The 19238-nt window shown below is 50.4% G+C and carries 17 protein-coding genes; 10 read left to right on the top strand and 7 right to left on the bottom strand.

The features are described 5' to 3' along the window. Positions 1-87 precede the first annotated feature (87 nt). Positions 88-1164, top strand: a complete 1077-nt coding sequence (fbaA, locus tag BZG25_RS11655; protein WP_077578291.1) for a class II fructose-bisphosphate aldolase — start codon at positions 88-90, stop codon at positions 1162-1164. A 171-nt stretch (positions 1165-1335) separates the two neighbouring features. Continuing rightward, positions 1336-2193: a small-conductance mechanosensitive channel MscS gene (mscS, locus tag BZG25_RS11650; RefSeq protein ID WP_077578292.1), complete on the top strand. Its 858-nt coding sequence runs from the start codon at positions 1336-1338 to the stop codon at positions 2191-2193. A gap of 56 nt (positions 2194-2249) precedes the next feature. On the opposite strand, the gene BZG25_RS11645 is transcribed toward mscS, so the two are convergent. Beyond that, entirely contained in the window at positions 2250-2840 is a 591-nt protein-coding gene (locus tag BZG25_RS11645) for a LysE/ArgO family amino acid transporter (RefSeq protein ID WP_077578347.1), read from the bottom strand. Between the two features lie 157 nt (positions 2841-2997). Here BZG25_RS11645 and BZG25_RS11640 point away from each other — a divergent pair, with 157 nt between their 5' ends. Then, the gene (locus BZG25_RS11640) at positions 2998-3888 is read left to right on the top strand and encodes a LysR family transcriptional regulator ArgP (protein ID WP_077459003.1); all 891 of its coding nucleotides are present in this window, start codon (positions 2998-3000) and stop codon (positions 3886-3888) included. A gap of 96 nt (positions 3889-3984) precedes the next feature. Further along, positions 3985-4683 (top strand): oxidative stress defense protein, encoded by a 699-nt coding sequence (locus BZG25_RS11635; RefSeq protein WP_241828713.1) that lies wholly within the window; start codon positions 3985-3987, stop codon positions 4681-4683. A 74-nt stretch (positions 4684-4757) separates the two neighbouring features. Here BZG25_RS11635 and BZG25_RS11630 read toward each other — a convergent pair whose 3' ends face one another. The 3 genes from BZG25_RS11630 to BZG25_RS11620 form a co-directional block, all read right to left on the bottom strand. Continuing rightward, on the bottom strand, positions 4758-6305 hold the full coding sequence (locus tag BZG25_RS11630; protein ID WP_077459005.1) for a sodium:alanine symporter family protein: 1548 nt from the start codon (positions 6303-6305) through the stop codon (positions 4758-4760). Between the two features lie 237 nt (positions 6306-6542). Further along, positions 6543-7766 (bottom strand): ATP-dependent RNA helicase SrmB, encoded by a 1224-nt coding sequence (gene srmB / locus BZG25_RS11625; RefSeq protein WP_046075077.1) that lies wholly within the window; start codon positions 7764-7766, stop codon positions 6543-6545. Positions 7767-7869: 103 nt separating this feature from the next. Further along, the gene (locus BZG25_RS11620; protein WP_158010259.1) at positions 7870-8574 is read right to left on the bottom strand and encodes a tRNA1(Val) (adenine(37)-N6)-methyltransferase; all 705 of its coding nucleotides are present in this window, start codon (positions 8572-8574) and stop codon (positions 7870-7872) included. Positions 8575-8881: 307 nt separating this feature from the next. Here BZG25_RS11620 and brnQ point away from each other — a divergent pair, with 307 nt between their 5' ends. Beyond that, positions 8882-10189 (top strand): branched-chain amino acid transport system II carrier protein, encoded by a 1308-nt coding sequence (gene brnQ / locus BZG25_RS11615; protein WP_077639113.1) that lies wholly within the window; start codon positions 8882-8884, stop codon positions 10187-10189. Positions 10190-10279: 90 nt separating this feature from the next. Here the strand turns inward: brnQ and fldB are convergent, their stop codons facing one another. Next, on the bottom strand, positions 10280-10798 hold the full coding sequence (fldB, locus tag BZG25_RS11610; RefSeq protein ID WP_046075079.1) for a flavodoxin FldB: 519 nt from the start codon (positions 10796-10798) through the stop codon (positions 10280-10282). Between the two features lie 148 nt (positions 10799-10946). Here fldB and xerD point away from each other — a divergent pair, with 148 nt between their 5' ends. The 5 genes from xerD (at position 10947) to BZG25_RS11585 (ending at position 17890) form a co-directional block, all read left to right on the top strand. Continuing rightward, entirely contained in the window at positions 10947-11837 is an 891-nt protein-coding gene (gene xerD / locus BZG25_RS11605; RefSeq protein WP_077639112.1) for a site-specific tyrosine recombinase XerD, read from the top strand. 21 nt (positions 11838-11858) lie between these two features. Continuing rightward, the gene (gene recJ / locus BZG25_RS11600) at positions 11859-13589 is read left to right on the top strand and encodes a single-stranded-DNA-specific exonuclease RecJ (RefSeq protein WP_046075080.1); all 1731 of its coding nucleotides are present in this window, start codon (positions 11859-11861) and stop codon (positions 13587-13589) included. Between the two features lie 94 nt (positions 13590-13683). Continuing rightward, a protein-coding gene (gene prfB, locus BZG25_RS11595; protein WP_101494515.1) for a peptide chain release factor 2 occupies positions 13684-14782 on the top strand; the annotation gives its coding sequence in 2 pieces (ribosomal slippage) (positions 13684-13758 and positions 13760-14782; 1098 coding nt in all). Between the two features lie 26 nt (positions 14783-14808). After that, positions 14809-16317: a lysine--tRNA ligase gene (gene lysS / locus BZG25_RS11590; RefSeq protein ID WP_046075081.1), complete on the top strand. Its 1509-nt coding sequence runs from the start codon at positions 14809-14811 to the stop codon at positions 16315-16317. A 235-nt stretch (positions 16318-16552) separates the two neighbouring features. Then, a complete protein-coding gene (locus BZG25_RS11585) occupies positions 16553-17890 on the top strand; it encodes a sigma-54 dependent transcriptional regulator (protein ID WP_046075082.1) in 1338 nt (445 codons plus the stop codon). Between the two features lie 34 nt (positions 17891-17924). Here the strand turns inward: BZG25_RS11585 and BZG25_RS11580 are convergent, their stop codons facing one another. Continuing rightward, positions 17925-18356 (bottom strand): PACE efflux transporter, encoded by a 432-nt coding sequence (locus tag BZG25_RS11580; protein WP_077639111.1) that lies wholly within the window; start codon positions 18354-18356, stop codon positions 17925-17927. Between the two features lie 83 nt (positions 18357-18439). Further along, complete coding sequence (locus tag BZG25_RS11575; RefSeq protein WP_077578296.1) at positions 18440-19159, bottom strand: GntR family transcriptional regulator; 720 nt, start codon at positions 19157-19159, stop codon at positions 18440-18442. Between the last annotated feature and the right edge of the window lie 79 nt (positions 19160-19238).

Raw genomic sequence — 19238 nt, 5'->3', positions numbered from 1 at the left:
GTAAACGATTGCACCAGATTGATAAGGGTGCTTCAGGCATCTTTACTCAGTTCAGCAAAGACAACCCGAGTTAATAGGACAAGAGCCATGTCTAAAGTTTTTGATTTTGTAAAACCTGGCGTTATCTTTGGCGATGACGTTCAGAAAGTATTTGAAGTTGCCAAAGAGAACAAGTTTGCATTGCCTGCAGTCAACGTGGTTAACACTGACTCAATCAACGCAGTGATGGAAGCCGCGGCGAAAGTAAGAGCGCCAGTGGTTATTCAGTTCTCTAACGGTGGTGCGGGTTTCTTCCCGGGCAAAGGTCTGAAACTAGAAGGCCAAGAAGCGCAAATTAAAGGCGCTGTTGCCGGTGCGAAGTACGTTCACGCCATGGCTGAAGTCTACGGTGTGCCGGTGATCATGCACACTGACCACGCTGCGAAAAAACTACTGCCTTGGATTGATGGTCTACTTGACGCTGGCGAAGCCTTCTTCAAAGAGCACGGTAAACCGCTTTTCTCTTCTCACATGATTGACCTGTCTGAAGAGTCTCTAGAAGAGAACATGGAAATCTGTGCCGAATACCTAGCGCGCATGGACAAAATGGGCATGACGCTAGAAATCGAACTGGGTATCACTGGTGGTGAAGAAGACGGCGTGGACAACAGCGATGTTGATACGGCTGACCTTTACACCAAACCAGAAGAAGTGGCTTACGCGTACGAAAAACTGTCTGCTGTAAGCCCTCGTTTTACCATTGCCGCTTCATTCGGTAACGTTCACGGTGTTTATAAGCCAGGTAACGTGGTACTTAAGCCAGAAATTCTTCGTGAATCACAGGCTTACTGTTCAGAGAAATTTGGTCTGCCGACCAATGGTCTGAACTTCGTGTTCCATGGTGGTTCGGGTTCTTCAGAAGAGCAAATTCAAGAATCCATTGGTTACGGTGTGATCAAAATGAACATCGATACCGATACCCAATGGGCTACATGGGATGGTATTCGTCAGTATTACCAAGACAACGAAGGCTACCTGCAAAGCCAAATCGGTAACCCGAAAGGTGATGATCAGCCTAACAAAAAATTCTATGACCCACGCGTTTGGCTACGTAAAGGTCAAGAGTCGATGGTTGCGCGCTTGGAGCAAGCTTTCAAAGACCTCAACGCGATTGACGTACTGTAAACGTCACAACAGTGTTGAATTAAAGCCCGCCGCTTGGCGGGTTTTTTTATATCTGCGTGATAGCGACACGTCTCATTGGGTAGACATTTTGCGTAATTGAGATAGACAGCGACCAGTAAAAGGCTGTTAACATAGGGTTACCGTTTATCCCAACTTGAAGAGGGAAAGTGAATGAGTGAGGAAAACACAGTGGTAGAGGGCGCTAAATGGGCCCAGACTTGGCTGATGGATAACCAAGATCTGTTGACGCAGTACGGGGTGAACATTATTTCCGCGCTACTGATCTTGGTGATTGGTAACCTTGTGGTTAAAGGTTTAGCTAACTCCATGGCGGGTGTCATGCGCAAGCGCAACATGGATAACGCGGTGGTGGAGTTTATCCATGGTTTGGTGCGTTACTTACTGTTTGTCATTGTTTTAATTGCAGCATTAAGCCGCGTGGGTGTGCAAACGGCGTCTGTGATTGCCATCTTAGGTGCCGCAGGTTTAGCCGTGGGTCTTGCCTTACAAGGCTCGTTGGCCAACTTTGCTGCCGGGGTGTTGATTGTGATGTTCCGTCCGTTCAAATCGGGCGATTACGTCGAATTGGCCGGAGTCGCTGGCTCTGTTGAGTCCATTCAAGTGTTCTCTACGGTGCTCACGACCCCTGACAACAAAATGGTGGTGGTTCCTAATGGGTCCGTGATCAGTAGTCCAATCACTAACTATTCCAAGCACGCGACACGCCGCATTGACTTGACGATTGGCGTAGCGTACAGCGCGGATTTGAAGAAAACCAAATCGGTGCTAACCAATATCGTCACTCAACACCCCTTGATTCTGAAAGACCCTGAGCCCAATGTGGCGGTGATGACGTTAGCCGACTCATCGGTCAATTTTGTGGTGCGCCCTTGGGTGAAAACAGAAGACTACTGGAGTGTTTACTTTGAGCTGTTGCCAACCATCAAAGAAGCACTAGACGAAAATGGTATTGAAATTCCGTTCCCGCAAATGAGTGTTCACTTCGAGCGCGGCGAGAGCCAAGCGTAACCTCACGGCGGGCGACCGTCATTATGGATGCGGCAGCGTGGCCGCATCCCTGTTTTTTAACCCGCCAGTAAACGTGCGTACAGGCCAAGTGCGAGCTTACCGGCCACGAATAACATCATACTCGCCATGAGTAGGTCGAGCAGTCGCCGGATAGAGGGCGTGGAGAGCCACGGCGACAAGTGCGCGGCCCCTGCTGATAAACCGTAAAACCAAAGGCACGATCCCATTAGGGCGCCGACAGTAAAGGCAACGCGTTCATCGAACGCAAATTGGCCACCAATTGCCCCTAACACTACCACGGTATCGAGATACACATGCGGATTGAGTAAGGTCACCGCCAAGGCACCAATGATCACCGCGCGGCGGCCTCGACTCATGGTGGGTGTCGCCATTGACACGTCTTGGTTGTGCTGACGTGCGCTTTGGATAAACTGCCACGCATACACACTCAAAAAAGCGATCCCCGCGAGCGTAATGGTGTTGAGCAGAAGTGGATAGCTTGCTAACAATGCCCCTCCGCCAAAAATACCACTTGAAATCAAAATAATATCGCAAATAAAGCAGATCGATGCTGTGGTCATATGGTGTTCACGGCTGATACCTTGGTTAATCACATAGGCATTCTGAGCACCAATGGGAATAATCATGGTTAGGCTTAATCCTAAGCCCTGAAGTGCGACGAGAAAGCTGCTCACCCTGTTCTTCCTTCTTTTTACTGGTATAACCCTCACTTTAAGCAGGATTGCCTATTAAAGGAACTTAATTATATTTATGGTTAATTAATTTAACTAATGAGGCGCAAGGATGGATTATCGAGGAGTAGAAGCGTTAGATGCGGTGATCTCTTGGGGAAGCTTTGAACGCGCGGCGGCGGCCCTGTTCATTACTCAATCTGCGGTCTCTCAACGTATAAAGCAGTTAGAGCGGCAAATCGCCCAGCCTGTAATGGTGCGTGAGCAACCTCCGCGGCCAACGCCGATCGGTCAGCGTCTACTGGGTCTTTATCGACGCGTGCAACTGTTGGAGCAAGAAACCTTGCCTGAGCTGGCACCAGGTATTGATGGGTCAGTCTTGTCGGTCTCCATTGCCACCAACGCGGATAGTTTAGCGACTTGGCTACTTTCGGCCCTCGCGCCACTGACCGCCCATCAAGCGATTGACTTTAATTTATTGGTTGAAGATGAAAGCCGTACGCTCAATAAAATGCGCAGCGGTGAAGCGATTGCGGCGATCAGCACTGACTCCACGCCGATGCATGGCTGTGATTGTCGTTACTTGGGTACCATGGACTACAGTTGTGTGGCTACCCCAGCGTTTGCTCAGCGATACTTTTCTGATGGGATTGATAGAGAGGCGTTAATGGCCGCGCCGGCAGTGATTTTTGATGCACATGACGATATGCATGCGGATTTTCTAGCGGCTCATTATGCCATGCCCGCAGCGGGGTGGCGCCGACATATTGTCCGCTCTTCGGAGGCATTTGTGGCCATGGCATCGCAAAGTATGGCGTATTGTTTGATCCCACGGATTATGGTGTCAGCGCAGTTAGCGGACGGGCGCTTGGTGGATGTGATGCCGGGGAAAGTGGAGTCACGGCATTTGTACTGGCATTTTTGGGCGATGGAAAGTGGTGTGTTAGCGGCGATTACCCATGCTTGTCAGCAAGCGGCGAAACAAGCACTGGTTCAATATTGACACAAAATTGACGTTGATAGGGGAGCTTTTGGTGTTTTTTCGCGTCTGACCTAGCGTTACTTACTATCTATCGCTTGCCTTCTCAAAGGAGAGATTATGCAAAAATTGAAAGCAATGGTATGGCTGACGGGGGCCTTAGTGATGGCACCCGCCGCGATGGCCAATATTGATTTTCCTCACTTGGACATTACCGGTGTCGGGGAAGTGACCGCTGCGCCAGACATGGCGAGCATTGAAGTGGGCGTGGTCACTGAGCGTAAAACGGCGAAAGCTGCGAAAGCCGCATCCGACAAAGCGGTCACGGCGTTTATCAATCGGCTGTCGGCACAAGGGGTAAAGCGCGAACAAATCGAGAGTGCGCATATTCAGCTGTCACCGCGTTATCAACACGCCAAAGACAAAGCGCCTGAGCTGATTGGCTACCGTGCGGAACGCCACGTTACTGTGACACTCAATCAGCTCGATAAATTGAATGCGGTGCTAGATGGTGCCTTAGGCGAGGGGATCAACCGTATTCGCCATGTACAGCTCACCAGCAGTGAGCAGGCCACCTTGAAAGACAAGGCCCGTGAGGCAGCGGTACAAGACGCCAAAGAGAAAGCCGAGGAGCTCGCGAAAAGCCTGGATATGCGTGTCGATGGCGTCTGGCAAATTCGCTATCGATCCAGCAACCCACGTCCTGTGATGATGAATGCCGAACTGCGCAGCGGCAGCGCGGATGTCGCGGCGAGCTACCAAGATGCAACCATGCAGGTGCGTGATCAAGTCGATATTATTTTCCGCCTTGATGACTAGTAGCGTCGTTGGCCAACACGATCAAAAAAGGGCGCTGATGCGCCCTTTTTTACCATTGATTCGCTGTTTGAATCTTATGCCGTTGGATTGATAGGTTTGCCATCGGCATCGGTGGTTTCACTTTCTTGCTTGCCATTACGGCGCGCCAGACGTTGTTCCCAGTAATCGGCATTTTTGATGCCAAGCTTAACCGGATCAAAGGTGTAGGTTTCTACCCCTCTGGCCTGTTGCTCTTCATAATCTTTCAGCGCCTTAAGGGCTGGCTTAGACATAAAGAAGATGATGATGATGCCAACAATGTTTAACCATGCCATCAAACCCACACCGGCATCACCAAACGCCCATGCCAAGTTCGCACTCCGCACACAGCCGTAGAACACGGCGGACATCAGCACCACTTTCAGCGCAAACATCATACCTGGCACCTTGATAGTGCGACGCAGGTAAGCAATGTTGGTTTCGGCAATGTAGTAGTAGGCCAAAATGGTGGTAAAGGCGAAGAAGAAGAGTGCAAAGGCGATAAAGGGTTTACCTAAGCCAGGCATCGCCGCTTCAATCGCCAGCTGAGTAAACTCAGGGCTGTTTGCCGCGACAGAAGAGGCCAAGTTTTGCACGATATAGGCTTCACCTGGACCATGGACGTTGTAAGCACCGGTGATGATGATCATAAACGCGGTTGCCGAGCAAACTAGCAAGGTATCGATGTAAACCGAGAAGGATTGAACCAGGCCTTGCTGAGCCGGGTGATCCACGTTGGCAGCCGCCGCCGCGTGTGGACCTGTACCTTGACCCGCTTCGTTGGAGTAAACACCACGTTTTACCCCCCAACCAATGGCTGCACCCGCACCTGCCATCGGTGTGAAGGCATCGCCGATGATCATAGAAACCACGGCGGGAATTTCACTGATGTTCAATAGGATGATGACAAACGCAATAATGATGTACGCCAGCGCCATGAAAGGCACGACGATCTGCGTAAAGTGGGCAATACGTTTAACACCACCGAAAATGATGAATCCGAGCACGATAGAGATAAAGGCACCGGTAATCACTTTCGAGACTTCAAGCGCACCAAACATGGCGGTATCAACCATGGCGCCAGAGCCAAATGCGGTTTCAACGGCATTACCGATGGCGTTAGATTGCACGCCAGGTAGCATGACACCACAGGCGAGTAAGGTCGCGAGAGCGAAGAGGATGGCATACCATTTTTGTCCCATCGCTTTTTCGATGTAGTAAGCTGGGCCACCACGGAACTCACCATTGTCTTCTTCTTTATAAATCTGTGCCAATGTTGACTCGGTATAGGCGGTTGCCGCCCCGAGAAAAGCAACGACCCACATCCAGAAGACCGCGCCTGGGCCACCAAACCCGATAGCGGCGGCGACGCCGGCAATATTACCCGTACCGACACGGCCGGAGAGTGAGACTGCTAAGGCTTGGAAAGAAGAAATCCCTTTGGTTGAGCTTTTCCCTGAAAAGAGGAGTCGCCACATTTCGGTGAAGTGACGGATTTGAACAAAGCGCGTCAGTATGGAATAGAACAGTCCCGCACCCAAACAGGTGTAAATCAGAACCGGGCTCCATATGATGCTATTTAAGAAATCGACAAACGATTGCATAGTGAGTTCCTTCTACTGTGTTTGCATCATGTTTTGTTGTTATCGCGATTAGCATCTTAAACTGATTTGCAGCGCAATTGTTAATATTTTGTGTCATTGCATTGCGCGATGTGTGAATCTGATCGTTTTGTGCTCAACAAAATGGACGTCGATAGCGAAAAAAAGGAGGCCTTTTCGGGCCTCCTTGAGTAATTCCTTATATATCAGCCAGTCAGTGAGGCTGATAGATGTCTAGTTCTATTTGCGTTTTTTGGGCTTTTTGACTTTGCTCGAGTTTTTAACGCTTTGCTTCTTTTTTTTCTTCTTATGCTCTGCTTTTTTATGTTTTGGCTTCAAGCTAGCAATGGTTCGCTCTTTAATCTCTTCATCCATATAGCGCATGATCCTATCCATCATTGGTTGATCATGGGCTTCGACCAGTGAAATGGCAGAGCCTTTTTTGCCCGCACGAGCCGTGCGACCAATACGGTGTAAATAGACGTCAGCCGTGCGTGGGAGATCATAGTTGATCACATGGGTGATATCTGGGACATCAATGCCGCGTGCCGCAACATCAGTGGCCAGCAGTACACTGACTTTTCCTTCACTAAACCGGTTGATCGCATTGTTACGCTTCGCTTGTTGCATTTCACCTTGGATCCAGGCGCAATCCAGTTGTTGTGACTGCATATAATCACGAAGCTCCGCCAAGCGCTCACGTGTTTTAATAAACACAATCGCTCGTTCAGCCTGTTCGCTAACAATCGCCTTTAATAAGGCGCGTTTATGGTCAAGATCATCGCAGCGATGGTACCACTGGGTGATTTTTTTACGCTCGCGGCGTGGTGGTGTGACATCAACCAACTCAGGGTTGTCCAACAAATTATCGGTAAAGCCTGCTACCCCGCGGCCTTCTAATGTGGCGGAGAAGAGCATGGTCTGACGGCGGCGCTGGCACTCATCAGAGAGTCGATTGACGGCATTCGCAAACCCCATATCCAGCATCCGGTCTGCCTCATCTAAGATCAGGCATTCAACGGCGCGACAATCGAACCGTTCGGCTTCAATGTACTCCATCAAACGGCCAGGCGTTGCCACCACAATATCCTGTGTTTTACCCAACTGCTCGGCGTGCTCTTGGTATGAAATGCCCCCGGTGATGGTGAAGATCTTAAGACTGGTATTTTTCGCTAATGCGCGCGCTTCATCAGCCACCTGAATGGCTAATTCACGCGTGGGGGTGAGAACCAGTACGCGTCCTGGCCCGGGTTTTTGCCGCGGGAAGTCGAGTAAGTGCTGCAACATGGGCAGCAAAAAAGCCGCCGTTTTGCCGGTTCCCGTTGGGGCGGAGGCAAGGATGTCACGTCCATCCATACCGTGGGGGATAACCTCAGATTGGATCAGCGTAGGGCGCTGATAGCCCATATCGTCAAGTGCACTGAGCAGTTCTGGATCCAGCTCGAGTTCGGCAAAGCTTCGCACAGGTAATTCTCCAAGGATAGTTAAGCGCGGTATTATAGACGCAAATAGTGTAAATGGGCAGCGCGCCCAAGGCCAATGATAGCGAGACGCTGCTCGGTTTGGATTACGAGAGTTTGAGGTAAAACGCGCGTGTCAGATCCGCGAATGCCTGCGTATAAGCGCCATCTCTCTCGCGCACCACGATCGTATCAGATCTGACTGCGCCCGTCGTTGGCGAGAGTGTGAATAATAAGCGCGAAGGCGATTTATCCGGCGTCGGGCGCACGGATAGCTGCCGGCGTAAGAACAGGCCTTGTCCCTGAGCAGAATGAATAAACGCGTCTGCCTCTTTACTGGGCAAGATAAGATCGGCACAGCCCGCCGGGGTGAGTAATCCTTGCAAGCACGCGATAAGTGCGGGATGGCTCAGGGTATTTGCATGCCTAGCGACCGCGCGCTGTTGATTGCTGGACGGGGCGCCACTGGTAAAGTATGGCGGATTACAAACAATGTGTTGCCATTGTTCCGTGCGCTCAAAAGCGTTGATATCAGCGTGGTGTACTTGGATTTGCCGAGCAAAGCATGAGTGTTTCACATTTAGCTCGGCGCAGCGAAACGCGGCCGTATCATACTCAACCGCAGTCAGCGACAAGGATGGAAAACGTTGTGCCAACATCAATGCCAATAAACCGGTTCCCGTTCCGATATCCAAGCTATTACTCGCCGTCCCAGGCTGAGACCACGCGCCCAGTAGTACACCATCCGTACTGACTTTCATGCCACAGTCACCGTGGTCGATAACAAATTGTTTAAAGCGAAACTGGCTCATTTGTCCTGCACTCTGGCAACTTAGCGGCATCAAGGGGTAGCATTTTTTGCTTTTGTGTAACCATGATGTTATCGAGTTTGTTTGTTAAAAAATACCACAGATAACATAATAGCTAGTTTATTGAGCTGATTGTTATTGCTAACGCAGAAGATCACAAGGTTTTTTGTCAATGCCTTTACTGTGGCTATGAACTTCTTCATTATTCTGCGTTCTGCCCATCGTCTGAAACAAAATATTATAATTGAGCGTTTCAGATGGGTGAAACATTATTGATTGCAAACACCCTCTTAAGCTGTAGGTATACATCGTGACTAAGCGTTTAAAATTAGTAGATATTTTAGCGTTAGGTTTTATGACCTTTGCCTTTTTCTTAGGCGCAGGAAATATAATCTTTCCCCCACAAGCTGGCATGTTGGCCGGTGATCACTTTACGGCTGCAATGATCGGATTTTTGATCACTGCCGTCGGTCTTCCTTTAATCGGTATCATTGCGGTTGCGGTGGCAGGCGGAGGCTGGAAGGGCCTAACGCGTGACTTACCCACAGGTGTTGCCACACTAATGGCCGTGCTGATTTTTATCATTATTGGCCCCGCCTTTGCTGCGCCTCGTGCCGGACTTGTCGCCTATGAGATTGGTTTTAAACCCTTTTTATCAGCTCCTGGGCAGCTAGAATTGGGCGCTTTCTCTGTGGTCTTTTTTGCCGTCGCGATGTTTTTCTCTCTTTCTCAAGGCAAGCTGATTGATACCATCGGTAAATTCTTGACACCTTTGCTTTTCGCGGCGCTCGCGATTTTGGCTATCGCGGTGATTGTTAATCCACAAGGCGAAGTGGTGGCCGCGCAAGGTAACTATGTTGAAAACGCACTGACGACTGGCTTTTTGGAAGGTTACAACACTATGGATACCTTTGCGGCGTTAATGTTCGGCATGTTGATTGTCGATGTGATCCGTAAAAAAGGTATCGAAGACAACAAAGCGACCTGCATGTACCTGATTTATGCCGGTATTATTGCCGCCGCTGGACTGGCGTTTGTGTACGTGTCGCTGTTCTACTTGGGCTCAACCGCTAGCGCGGTGGCGCAGGGAACGCAAAATGGTGGCGAAATCATGGCCGCCTACGTGGATGCACTGTTTGGCCCGGTTGGACAAATGATCCTGGCGGCGATTATCGGTTTAGCGTGTTTGACGACCGTGATTGGGTTGGTGAGTGCGTGTGCTGATTACTTTAGTTCGCTCACATCATGGACGTACCGTCGTTGGGTGGTCGTCGTGGCTACTGTCTGTGCGGTGGTGGCCAATGTGGGTCTCAAGCAGCTGATTGCGATTTCTGTCCCTGTGCTGTTTGCCCTTTATCCTGTCGCGATTGCGCTGATTGGTTTGACGTTTATTCGTCGCTGGTTGCCAAATCCGGCTGTGGGTTATCGCCTTGTGTTGGGCGTGGCATTGCTCTTTAGCTTGCTCGATGCGGCAAAAGTCATGGGCGCTGACATGAGCGGCTTTAGCTTCCTACCGCTATTCGATGTCGGTATGGCTTGGCTGCTACCTACATTGGTGGCTATGGGCGTGGCAAAGTTTGCTGGATCACGGGCGAATGCGTTAGCAGACGCATCGTGATGTCGACCGCTGCATGATAGCGAACAAAAACCGCGCTGAGAGGCGCGGTTTTTTTGTCTCATTAATTGGCCAGCGCGAGCCGGGATAGGCTCAAAGTAAGGCTTGATACTCGAGTAGCACTTGCTCGCACCAGTTTTGAATCCGCTCGTCACTGAGTTCGTACTCGGAGTCTTCATCAAGGGCGAGACCGACAAATTGCTTGCCATCCTCGGTCACCGCTTTTGAGGCATCAAAACGATAACCTTCGGTGGACCAGTAACCAATAAACTGTGCGCCACAGCCTTGTAGTTGCTGGTGGAGCATGCCCATGGCATCCAAATACCATTCGGCGTATCCTTCTTGGTCGCCCAAGCCAAACAGGGCTATGACTTTGCCGTTTAGTTGGAGACTATCAATGTCTTGCCAAACCGCTTCCCAATCTTCTTGTAGCTCACCAAAATCCCACGTTGAGATCCCAAGTAGCAGCAAGTCGTAATCTGCCATTTTGGCTAGCGGTGTTTCTTTGACATTATGTAGCTCGACCAAATCATCACCGATAAAGTCACGGATTTTCTCCGCGGCCATTTCGGTATAGCAGGTGGTAGAACCATAAAAAAGACCGATTTTCATAGCGCGACTCGTTTGTGTGTAATGGGCGCAGTTTACCTGCTCACCGGCAATATGATCCAGCAACTGACGGTGACATTTTGTATAATAGCCGCTGTCCGTTACCCAGATGATGGGCGGGTTTTTCGATTAATAACCAAGTGGGTTGAAGGTGACGAATAACATTGAACGCATCGAGCAGTTTTTGGATGCAATGTGGATGGAGCGTGGGCTTTCCGAAAACACGTTGAATTCGTATCGCACAGATTTATTGAAGCTGTGCCATTGGCTCGACACCCGCGCGTTGGTGGCGGTGAGCAAGCAAGAATTACAAGATTACCAATACTGGCTACATGAGCAGGGCTACCAGTCTAGCACTCGCAGCCGTATGGTGTCGGCGTTACGTCGCCTATTCCAATACTTGTATCGACAGAAGTTGCGTCCCGACGATCCCAGTGCCACCCTAATCAGTCCGAAGCAGCCCAAGCGGCTGCCGAAAGATCTGACGGAAGAGCAAATCGATGCACTACTAATGGCACCGAATACCGACGACCCCCTTGAGCTTAGAGATAAAGCCATGTTGGAGTTGTTATATGCGACGGGTTTACGTGTGACAGAGCTTATCGGGCTGACGATGGAGAATGTGAGCTTGCGCCAAGGTGTGGTGCGGGTGTCCGGTAAAGGTGACAAAGAACGTTTGGTCCCGATGGGAGAGTCGGCCGTGGATTGGCTCGAGCACTATTTGGCGTATAGTCGCCCGGTATTGCTGGGTGAAACCAGTACCGATGTGTTTTTCCCAAGCAAACGCGCCCGTCAAATGACACGGCAAACCTTTTGGCATCGCATCAAGTACTATGCGCAACTGGCGGGGATTGAGACAGAGGATCTCTCGCCCCATGTTTTACGTCATGCGTTTGCGACCCACTTGCTCAATCATGGGGCCGATTTACGCGTGGTGCAGATGTTACTCGGACACAGTGACCTATCGACGACCCAAATCTATACCCATGTGGCGACTGAACGCTTAAAACAGCTGCATCAAACTCATCACCCACGCGGCTAATCGAGAACTGGTGACAACTTCATGATAGAAATAAAAAGACGTACGCCGTCGGTTACGCCGGCATTCAGCGATGCGATTCCGCCGTTACTGCAGCGTTTATACGCCAACCGCGGCTTACAAGCAGACAGCGAGCTCAATCGAAGTGTGGCTGGATTGCATCAATATCAAGCGTTAACGGGGATCGACACCGCAGTGAGCTTGCTGGCTGAGGCGCTAAAGGCTCATCAATCCATCTTGATTGTGGGTGACTTCGACGCCGATGGCGCGACATCGTCAGCACTCTCCGTCAAAGCCTTACGCATGATGGGCGCCACCCGCGTCGATTACCTGGTGCCAAACCGCTTTGACGATGGGTACGGCTTAAGCCCAGAGGTGGTCGATCAAGCCGCTGAGCGGGGAGCAGAGCTTATCATGACCGTGGACAACGGGGTGTCATCGCTGACGGGCGTGGCGCGCGCCAAAGCGTTAGGCATGCAGGTGGTGGTGACTGACCACCACCTCCCAGGAGAAACATTGCCCAATGCCGATGCCATGGTGAATCCTAACCTTGATGACTGTGGTTTTCCGTCGAAGGCACTTGCCGGTGTCGGGGTTGCTTTTTATTTGATGCTGGCGCTGCGCGCGCATTTACGTGACCAAGGGTGGTTTGAGCAGCAGGGACTGACCGTCCCTAACTTAGCCGACTTGCTGGATTTGGTGGCGCTGGGCACGGTCGCCGATGTGGTGGCCTTGGACAGTAACAACCGTATCCTGGTTCATCAGGGCTTACAGCGGATCCGCGCCGGACGTTGCCGCCCAGGGATCCAAGCGTTGATCGAGGTTGCCAATCGCAACATGGCCACGCTTGTCGCCAGTGATTTCGGGTTTGCATTGGGGCCGAGGATCAATGCCGCGGGGCGTTTGGATGACATGGCGTTTGGGGTTGAGTTGTTGCTATGCGACAACATTCATGCTGCCAGACGTATGGCGTCTGAGTTGGATGCGCTCAATCAAACCCGCAAAGACATTGAGCAAGGAATGAAGCAAGAAGCCGTGGCTTGGTGTGAGCGCTTGATTGCCGAGCAGTCTGAGCGTGAGTTGCCGGTGGGGCTGGCACTTTTTCAGCGAGATTGGCACCAGGGAGTGATAGGGATCCTCGCCTCGCGCTTAAAAGATCAATTTCACCGCCCTGTGATTGCGTTTGCCGATGGTGGTGATGGACTGATAAAAGGCTCAGCGCGTTCGATTCCTGGTTTGCATATGCGCGATACATTGGATCGGATTGATACCTTAAACCCTGGATTAATTAAAAAGTTTGGCGGCCATGCCATGGCGGCCGGATTGACCATCGACGAAGCACAGTTTGATACGTTCGCCAAGCAGTTTGATAGCCAAGTACGTGAGCAGATCAGTGAGGACGACTTAAAAGGTGTCTTGTTAAGTGATGGTCCCTTACAAAGTCACGAACTGGGGTTAGAGACAGCAGAAATCATTCAAGCAGGCGGTCCTTGGGGGCAAGGCTTCCCTGAGCCGCAGTTCGATGGCATTTTTAAGGTGCTGCAGCAAAAACTGGTGGGCGGAAAACACTTAAAATTGATGGTCGAGCCCGAGGGCGGTGGCACCATGATTGACGCCATTGCCTTTAATGTTGATTTGCGTCGCTGGCCCGATCCCAGCACCAAGACGCTACGGCTCGTTTACCGCCTCGATATAAATGAGTTTCGCGGAAACCGTAGCGCTCAGTTGATCATCTCTCACCTTGAAGCCGCTTAAATGTGCGGCTTTTTCCATCACGCCCTGTTTATTGGCGCGACAATTCGCTAAAATTCGGCGGTTAAATTTCCGCTAACAATGAAGATGCTTGACCATGTTTGAGATTAATCCAATCAAAAATCGCCTCGCCGATATCGCCGAACGTACCGATGTCCTTCGGGGGTATCTTTGACTATGATGCCAAGAAAGAGCGTCTAGAAGAAGTTAATGCCGAGTTAGAACAACCGGACGTGTGGAATGAGCCACAACGTGCGCAAGCGCTAGGGAAAGAGCGCGCCTCACTAGAAGCGGTGGTGGAAACCATTGATCAACTGACTCAAGGCGGCGAAGACGTCAACGAACTGTTGATGCTTGCGGTCGAAGAAGACGATCAAGAAACCTTCGACGAAGTGGAACCGGAGCTGGTGGAGCTTGAAGCCAAGCTAACCAAGCTAGAATTCCGCCGCATGTTTTCTGGTGAGCACGATGCGTCTGATTGCTATATTGACCTGCAAGCTGGGTCAGGCGGTACCGAAGCGCAAGATTGGACCAACATGATGCTCCGCATGTACTTGCGCTGGGCGGATGCGAAAGGCTTTAAAGCCGATGTGATTGAAGTCTCTGAAGGGGATGTGGCTGGATTAAAGTCTGCCACAGTACGCATCACCGGTGAATACGCCTACGGCTGGTTACGTACTGAAACGGGCGTTCATCGTCTTGTGCGTAAATCGCCTTTCGACTCGGGGGGCCGTCGCCATACCTCGTTTGCCTCGGCGTTTGTGTATCCGGAAATCGATGACAACATTGATATCGATATTAATCCATCAGATTTGCGGATTGATGTGTACCGTGCCTCTGGCGCGGGTGGGCAGCACGTTAACACCACCGAGTCAGCGGTTCGGATCACCCACGTGCCGACCAACACTGTGGTGCAGTGCCAAAACGATCGCTCACAGCATAAAAACAAAGATCAAGCGATGAAACAGCTGCGTGCGAAGTTGTTTGAGCTTGAGCTACAAAAGCAAAACGCGGAAAAACAAGCCAACGAAGACGCCAAATCAGATATCGGTTGGGGCAGTCAGATCCGCTCCTACGTATTAGATGATTCGCGCATCAAAGACTTGCGTACCGGTATTGAAAACCGCAACACGCAGGCCGTTCTCGACGGCGACTTGGACAAATTTATTGAAGCCAGCCTCAAATCTGGCCTGTAATGACGAATTAATGTAAAGGGTTTTCTATGACTGACCAGTTACCAGATGAAAATAAGCTGATTGCCGAGCGTCGCGCCAAGCTCACTCACATTCGTGAAAACTGCAAGGCAAACGGCCATCCTAATGATTTCCGTCGTGAGCATCTAGCGGCTGACTTGCAAGCTGAATTTGGCGAGAAAGAAAAAGCGGAACTTGAAACACTGGACCATAAAGTGACCATCGCGGGCCGCATCATGGCTAAACGTGGCCCATTTATGGTGGTGCAAGATGTTTCGGGCCGTATTCAAGCCTATGCGTCAAAAGACGTGCAAAAGGCGTTGAAAGCCGAGTACCAAGGCTTAGATATCGGTGACATCATTGGTGTGCACGGTGCGCTACATAAATCTGGAAAAGGCGATCTGTATGTCAACATGGAGCGCTACCAGCTGCTGACGAAAGCCCTACGTCCGCTACCAGAAAAATTTCATGGGCTGGCCGACCAAGAGCTGCGTTATCGTCAGCGTTATGTCGATCTGATTGTCAACGAAGAGTCGCGTCACGCCTTCCAGGTACGCTCTAATGTGGTCACCGCCATCCGTAATTACATGGTGGAAAAACACTTTATGGAAGTGGAAACGCCGATGATGCACGTCATCCCAGGCGGTGCGACGGCGCGTCCGTTTACCACCCACCATAATGCGCTTGATATCGACATGTACTTACGTGTGGCGCCAGAGCTTTACTTGAAGCGTTTGGTTGTCGGCGGCTTTGAGCGTGTGTTTGAAGTGAATCGTAACTTCCGTAATGAAGGGCTCTCACCGCGTCATAACCCAGAATTCACGATGATGGAATTCTATATGGCGTATGCCGATTATAATGATCTGATGGATCTTACGGAAGACATGCTCTCTCGCGTCGCGCTGGACGTAATGGGGCAGTCTGTGTTGCCTTATGGTGAGCATGAAATTAATTTCGCGGGGCCTTATCCGCGAATGACCATGCTCGATGCTATCAAGCAATATAACCCTGATCATGCTGATATTCAGGCGCTGACGTATGAGACGGTACAAGATCGTGACCACCTTGCCTCGATAGCGAAATCACTCAAGATCAGTGTTGAGTCATTCTGGACGACTGGGCAGTTGCTGGAAGAGATCTTTGGTGAGACGGCTGAACCACAGTTGATTCAGCCAACCTTTATCACCGAATATCCGGCCGATATTTCACCGCTGGCGCGTCGCAATGATGATAACCCGTTTGTGACCGACCGTTTTGAATTCTTCGTCGGTGGGCGTGAAGTGGCAAATGGCTTCTCGGAGCTTAACGACGCAGAAGACCAAGATGAACGTTTCAAAGCTCAGGTCGATGCCAAAGATGCCGGTGATGATGAGGCTATGTACTACGATGCGGATTATATCAACGCACTCGAGCATGGTTTGCCACCGACGGCGGGACAAGGAATTGGTATTGACCGATTGGTGATGTTATTCACCAACACGCATACGATTCGCGATGTGATTTTGTTCCCAGCCATGCGCCCACAGCAAGGCAGTTAACACTGGACAGACCACAGAACAAGCGGCTCATTGAGCCGCTTTTTTTGCGCCTTGCGTCATTGTCTTTTCATAAACCTGCGATATTTTATCTGGCTTTTTCAGATATTTGGCTACAATTATCCGTATTACAACCCATCGTATGTCTCTTTATTGAGACAGATTAGAACTTGCCCTTCTTTATAATAGGGGCTTGATTCGCTGGCAAAAAAGACAGACTGGATGTAAGGCAGGTGTTATGGGATTCGATTCGGGGAATGACAAAACCTTGAGCTCACTCGTCGTTGTTGGCGGGACATATGAGCCTTGGTTAGCGACCCTTGAGCAAGCCGGTTGGCATTGTCATCGCTGTTATGATTTGCGAGCTGCACAGTCATTGCTACAAGATATCGGCCCCTGTATAGGTATTGTCGATTTAAGTCATGATGACTTCAGCCTCAATGGGGTGGCGTCACTGGTTAATCGCAACAAACAGGTGCGCTGGTTAGCCTTAGTAAGAGAAAACCAACTTAATAACGAAGCGATCTGCCAGTTTATTGTCAGCTTTTGTATTGATTACTTCACCTCGCCTGTCCCTAACTCGCAATTGATGAGTACCATTGGTCACCAATTGGGTATGTTGCGCCTTGAGCGACAAGTATGGCCGCAACTTGGCGATCATAGCGATATGGGTTTGGAAGGCGCCAGCCCCGCGATGAAAAAGTTGCGTGACCAGGTCAGGCGTGTTGCGCCAACCGACGTGTCTGTATTGATAGCCGGTGAGAGCGGCACAGGTAAGGAGTTGGTGGCGCAAGCGGTTCATCATGCATCAACCCGTGCGAAGGCTCGATTTGAGTCGATTAAATGCTCAGCGCTTGCGGATGAACAAATGCAGCAGGCGTTATTGGGAGACGAGCACTCGCATGGCAAAATTCGTCAATGCCATAAAGGTACCCTCTTTTTTGATGAGATTGGTGATCTGCCGCTGCATCTACAAGGGCACTTATTGCACTTATTGCAAGAGGGCACCTTGGATATCAGTCATGATAAATATGAGCATGACCTGGATGTGCGTGTGATTGCCTCGACCCACATGGATTTGGAAAAACGCGTGGCTGAGGGGCTTTTTCGTGAGGATCTGTATTACCGGTTAAACGTCCTGCGCATTAATATGCCTTCATTAAAAGACCGTCAGCCAGATGTGCCTGATTTAGCCGAATATTTTTTGCTTAAGTTTGCACGTCAATACAACACACAGGCGAGGACCTTTTCCGATGAGGCCAAGCGTGTGTTAAGCAGTTACTCGTGGCCGGGTAATGTGCGCGAGCTCATTAATCAGGTGAAACGGGCAGTATTGTTGGCCGATCATCTGGTGATTGAAGCGGAGCACTTAGATCTGCCCCGTCAGGGGGATTATAAACAAAGCTTACGTAAAATCCGTGAAGAGTCTGAACGAGACGCGCTGATCGCCGTCCTTGAAGAAAATAAGGGACAAGTATCGGCCGCGGCCAAAGAGCTCGGTGTGTCACGTGCGACCATGTATCGGCTATTGAACAAACACAACTTGATCCCCTCGCCGCGTACCTTCCGTCAGTAAATCTTTGTACGAGTGACGCGCAGGGCTGGCAGACTCAGCCCTGCTGGGATTGCGTATTTGGGATCGGAAACAGATAGTCGTACAGCCAGTTATAAACAAACGCATATACCAGATAAAATACCACGAGCCCAATATCCATACTGAGTGCTTGCCAAAAGCTCATCGACAGCCACCACATGATAAAGGGGATGGTTGCGACCAGCAGACCGGCTTCAAAGATCACCGCATGCAGCAGACGCAGCGGTAAGGTTTTGAGCACTGAGCCCCGCCAAGCCAGCATCGCTTTATCAAAGCCAATGTTGTAGACATAATTCCAAAGGGTGGCAAGCACAGAAAAAATCGCCCCCATGATCCCAAGATGACCGATGCCTGCGCCAAGGATCCAATTGAGCCCTAGCACCACTAAGATCAAGCCCGTTAATTCAAAACCGATAGCATGGCGCCATCTATCTGCTTTTGTTCTCATCAGATATTCCGTCGAAGTAAGGTAACCCGGTCAGACTACACCTCATACTCAACAACGCAACCGAGACGTCTCGAGGAAATGGATCATTGTGGTGTTTGGCGGTGAGCGATGAATTCAAAGCTGTACTGGTATAAACGAAAGTAGTTCACTGTATATTCAAACGGTGTCCCGTCGACAAGCTCGCTGACTGATTCGACCCGTAATATGGGCGAATTTTCACGGGTGTTGAGGAGGGCGGCGAGTGAGGTTGACGTGCTATCTGGCCAGACACATTGGCGACTTTTCGCGATCTGCATCCCCTTATGTCGCTCGATATAGTCGTACTTTGATGTTTGCATCACTTCGATACTGAGATCGGTAAACATGGCTACTGGCAGGTACGTGCACTCAAGGATTTCTGGCTCGCCATCAATCAAACGAAGACGTTGTATTTCATAAATCAACGTCCCTTCCTCCACGTTTAACTTGCTGGCAATGGTATGGCTGCAAGGTGACGTTTCAAATGCGATCACTTTTGAGCTGGGTGTTTTGCCTTGCGCTGAGACTTCTTCGATAAAGCCCATCAGTTGAAAGGCGTTGTGCTGTGCTTTAGGTGCTTTTACATAACTGCCGCTACCTCGGACACGGTAGAGGAGATCATTATCAACCAACACCTTCATCGCCTTACGTATCGTGACGCGGCTGACGTCATAGGTAGCCTGTAGCGTGGCCTCAGTCGGCATCATCGCGCCTGGTGTCAGGGTGCCATCTTTAATCTGCTCAGTGAGTAAATCGGCTATTTGCATGTAGCGAGGTTTCAACATGTCGGCTCCTTTTGGCTGCATTCCCCATCATAACAAACTGTGATCGATAATACATTTGAAGTACATAAATAGATTTTCA

Source organism: Salinivibrio sp. ML198 (assembly GCF_001996015.1).
GTDB classification, from domain to species: domain Bacteria; phylum Pseudomonadota; class Gammaproteobacteria; order Enterobacterales; family Vibrionaceae; genus Salinivibrio; species Salinivibrio siamensis.
The sequence above is the reverse complement of the archived record's forward strand: the minus strand, read 5'-3'. Positions and strand labels throughout refer to the sequence as shown.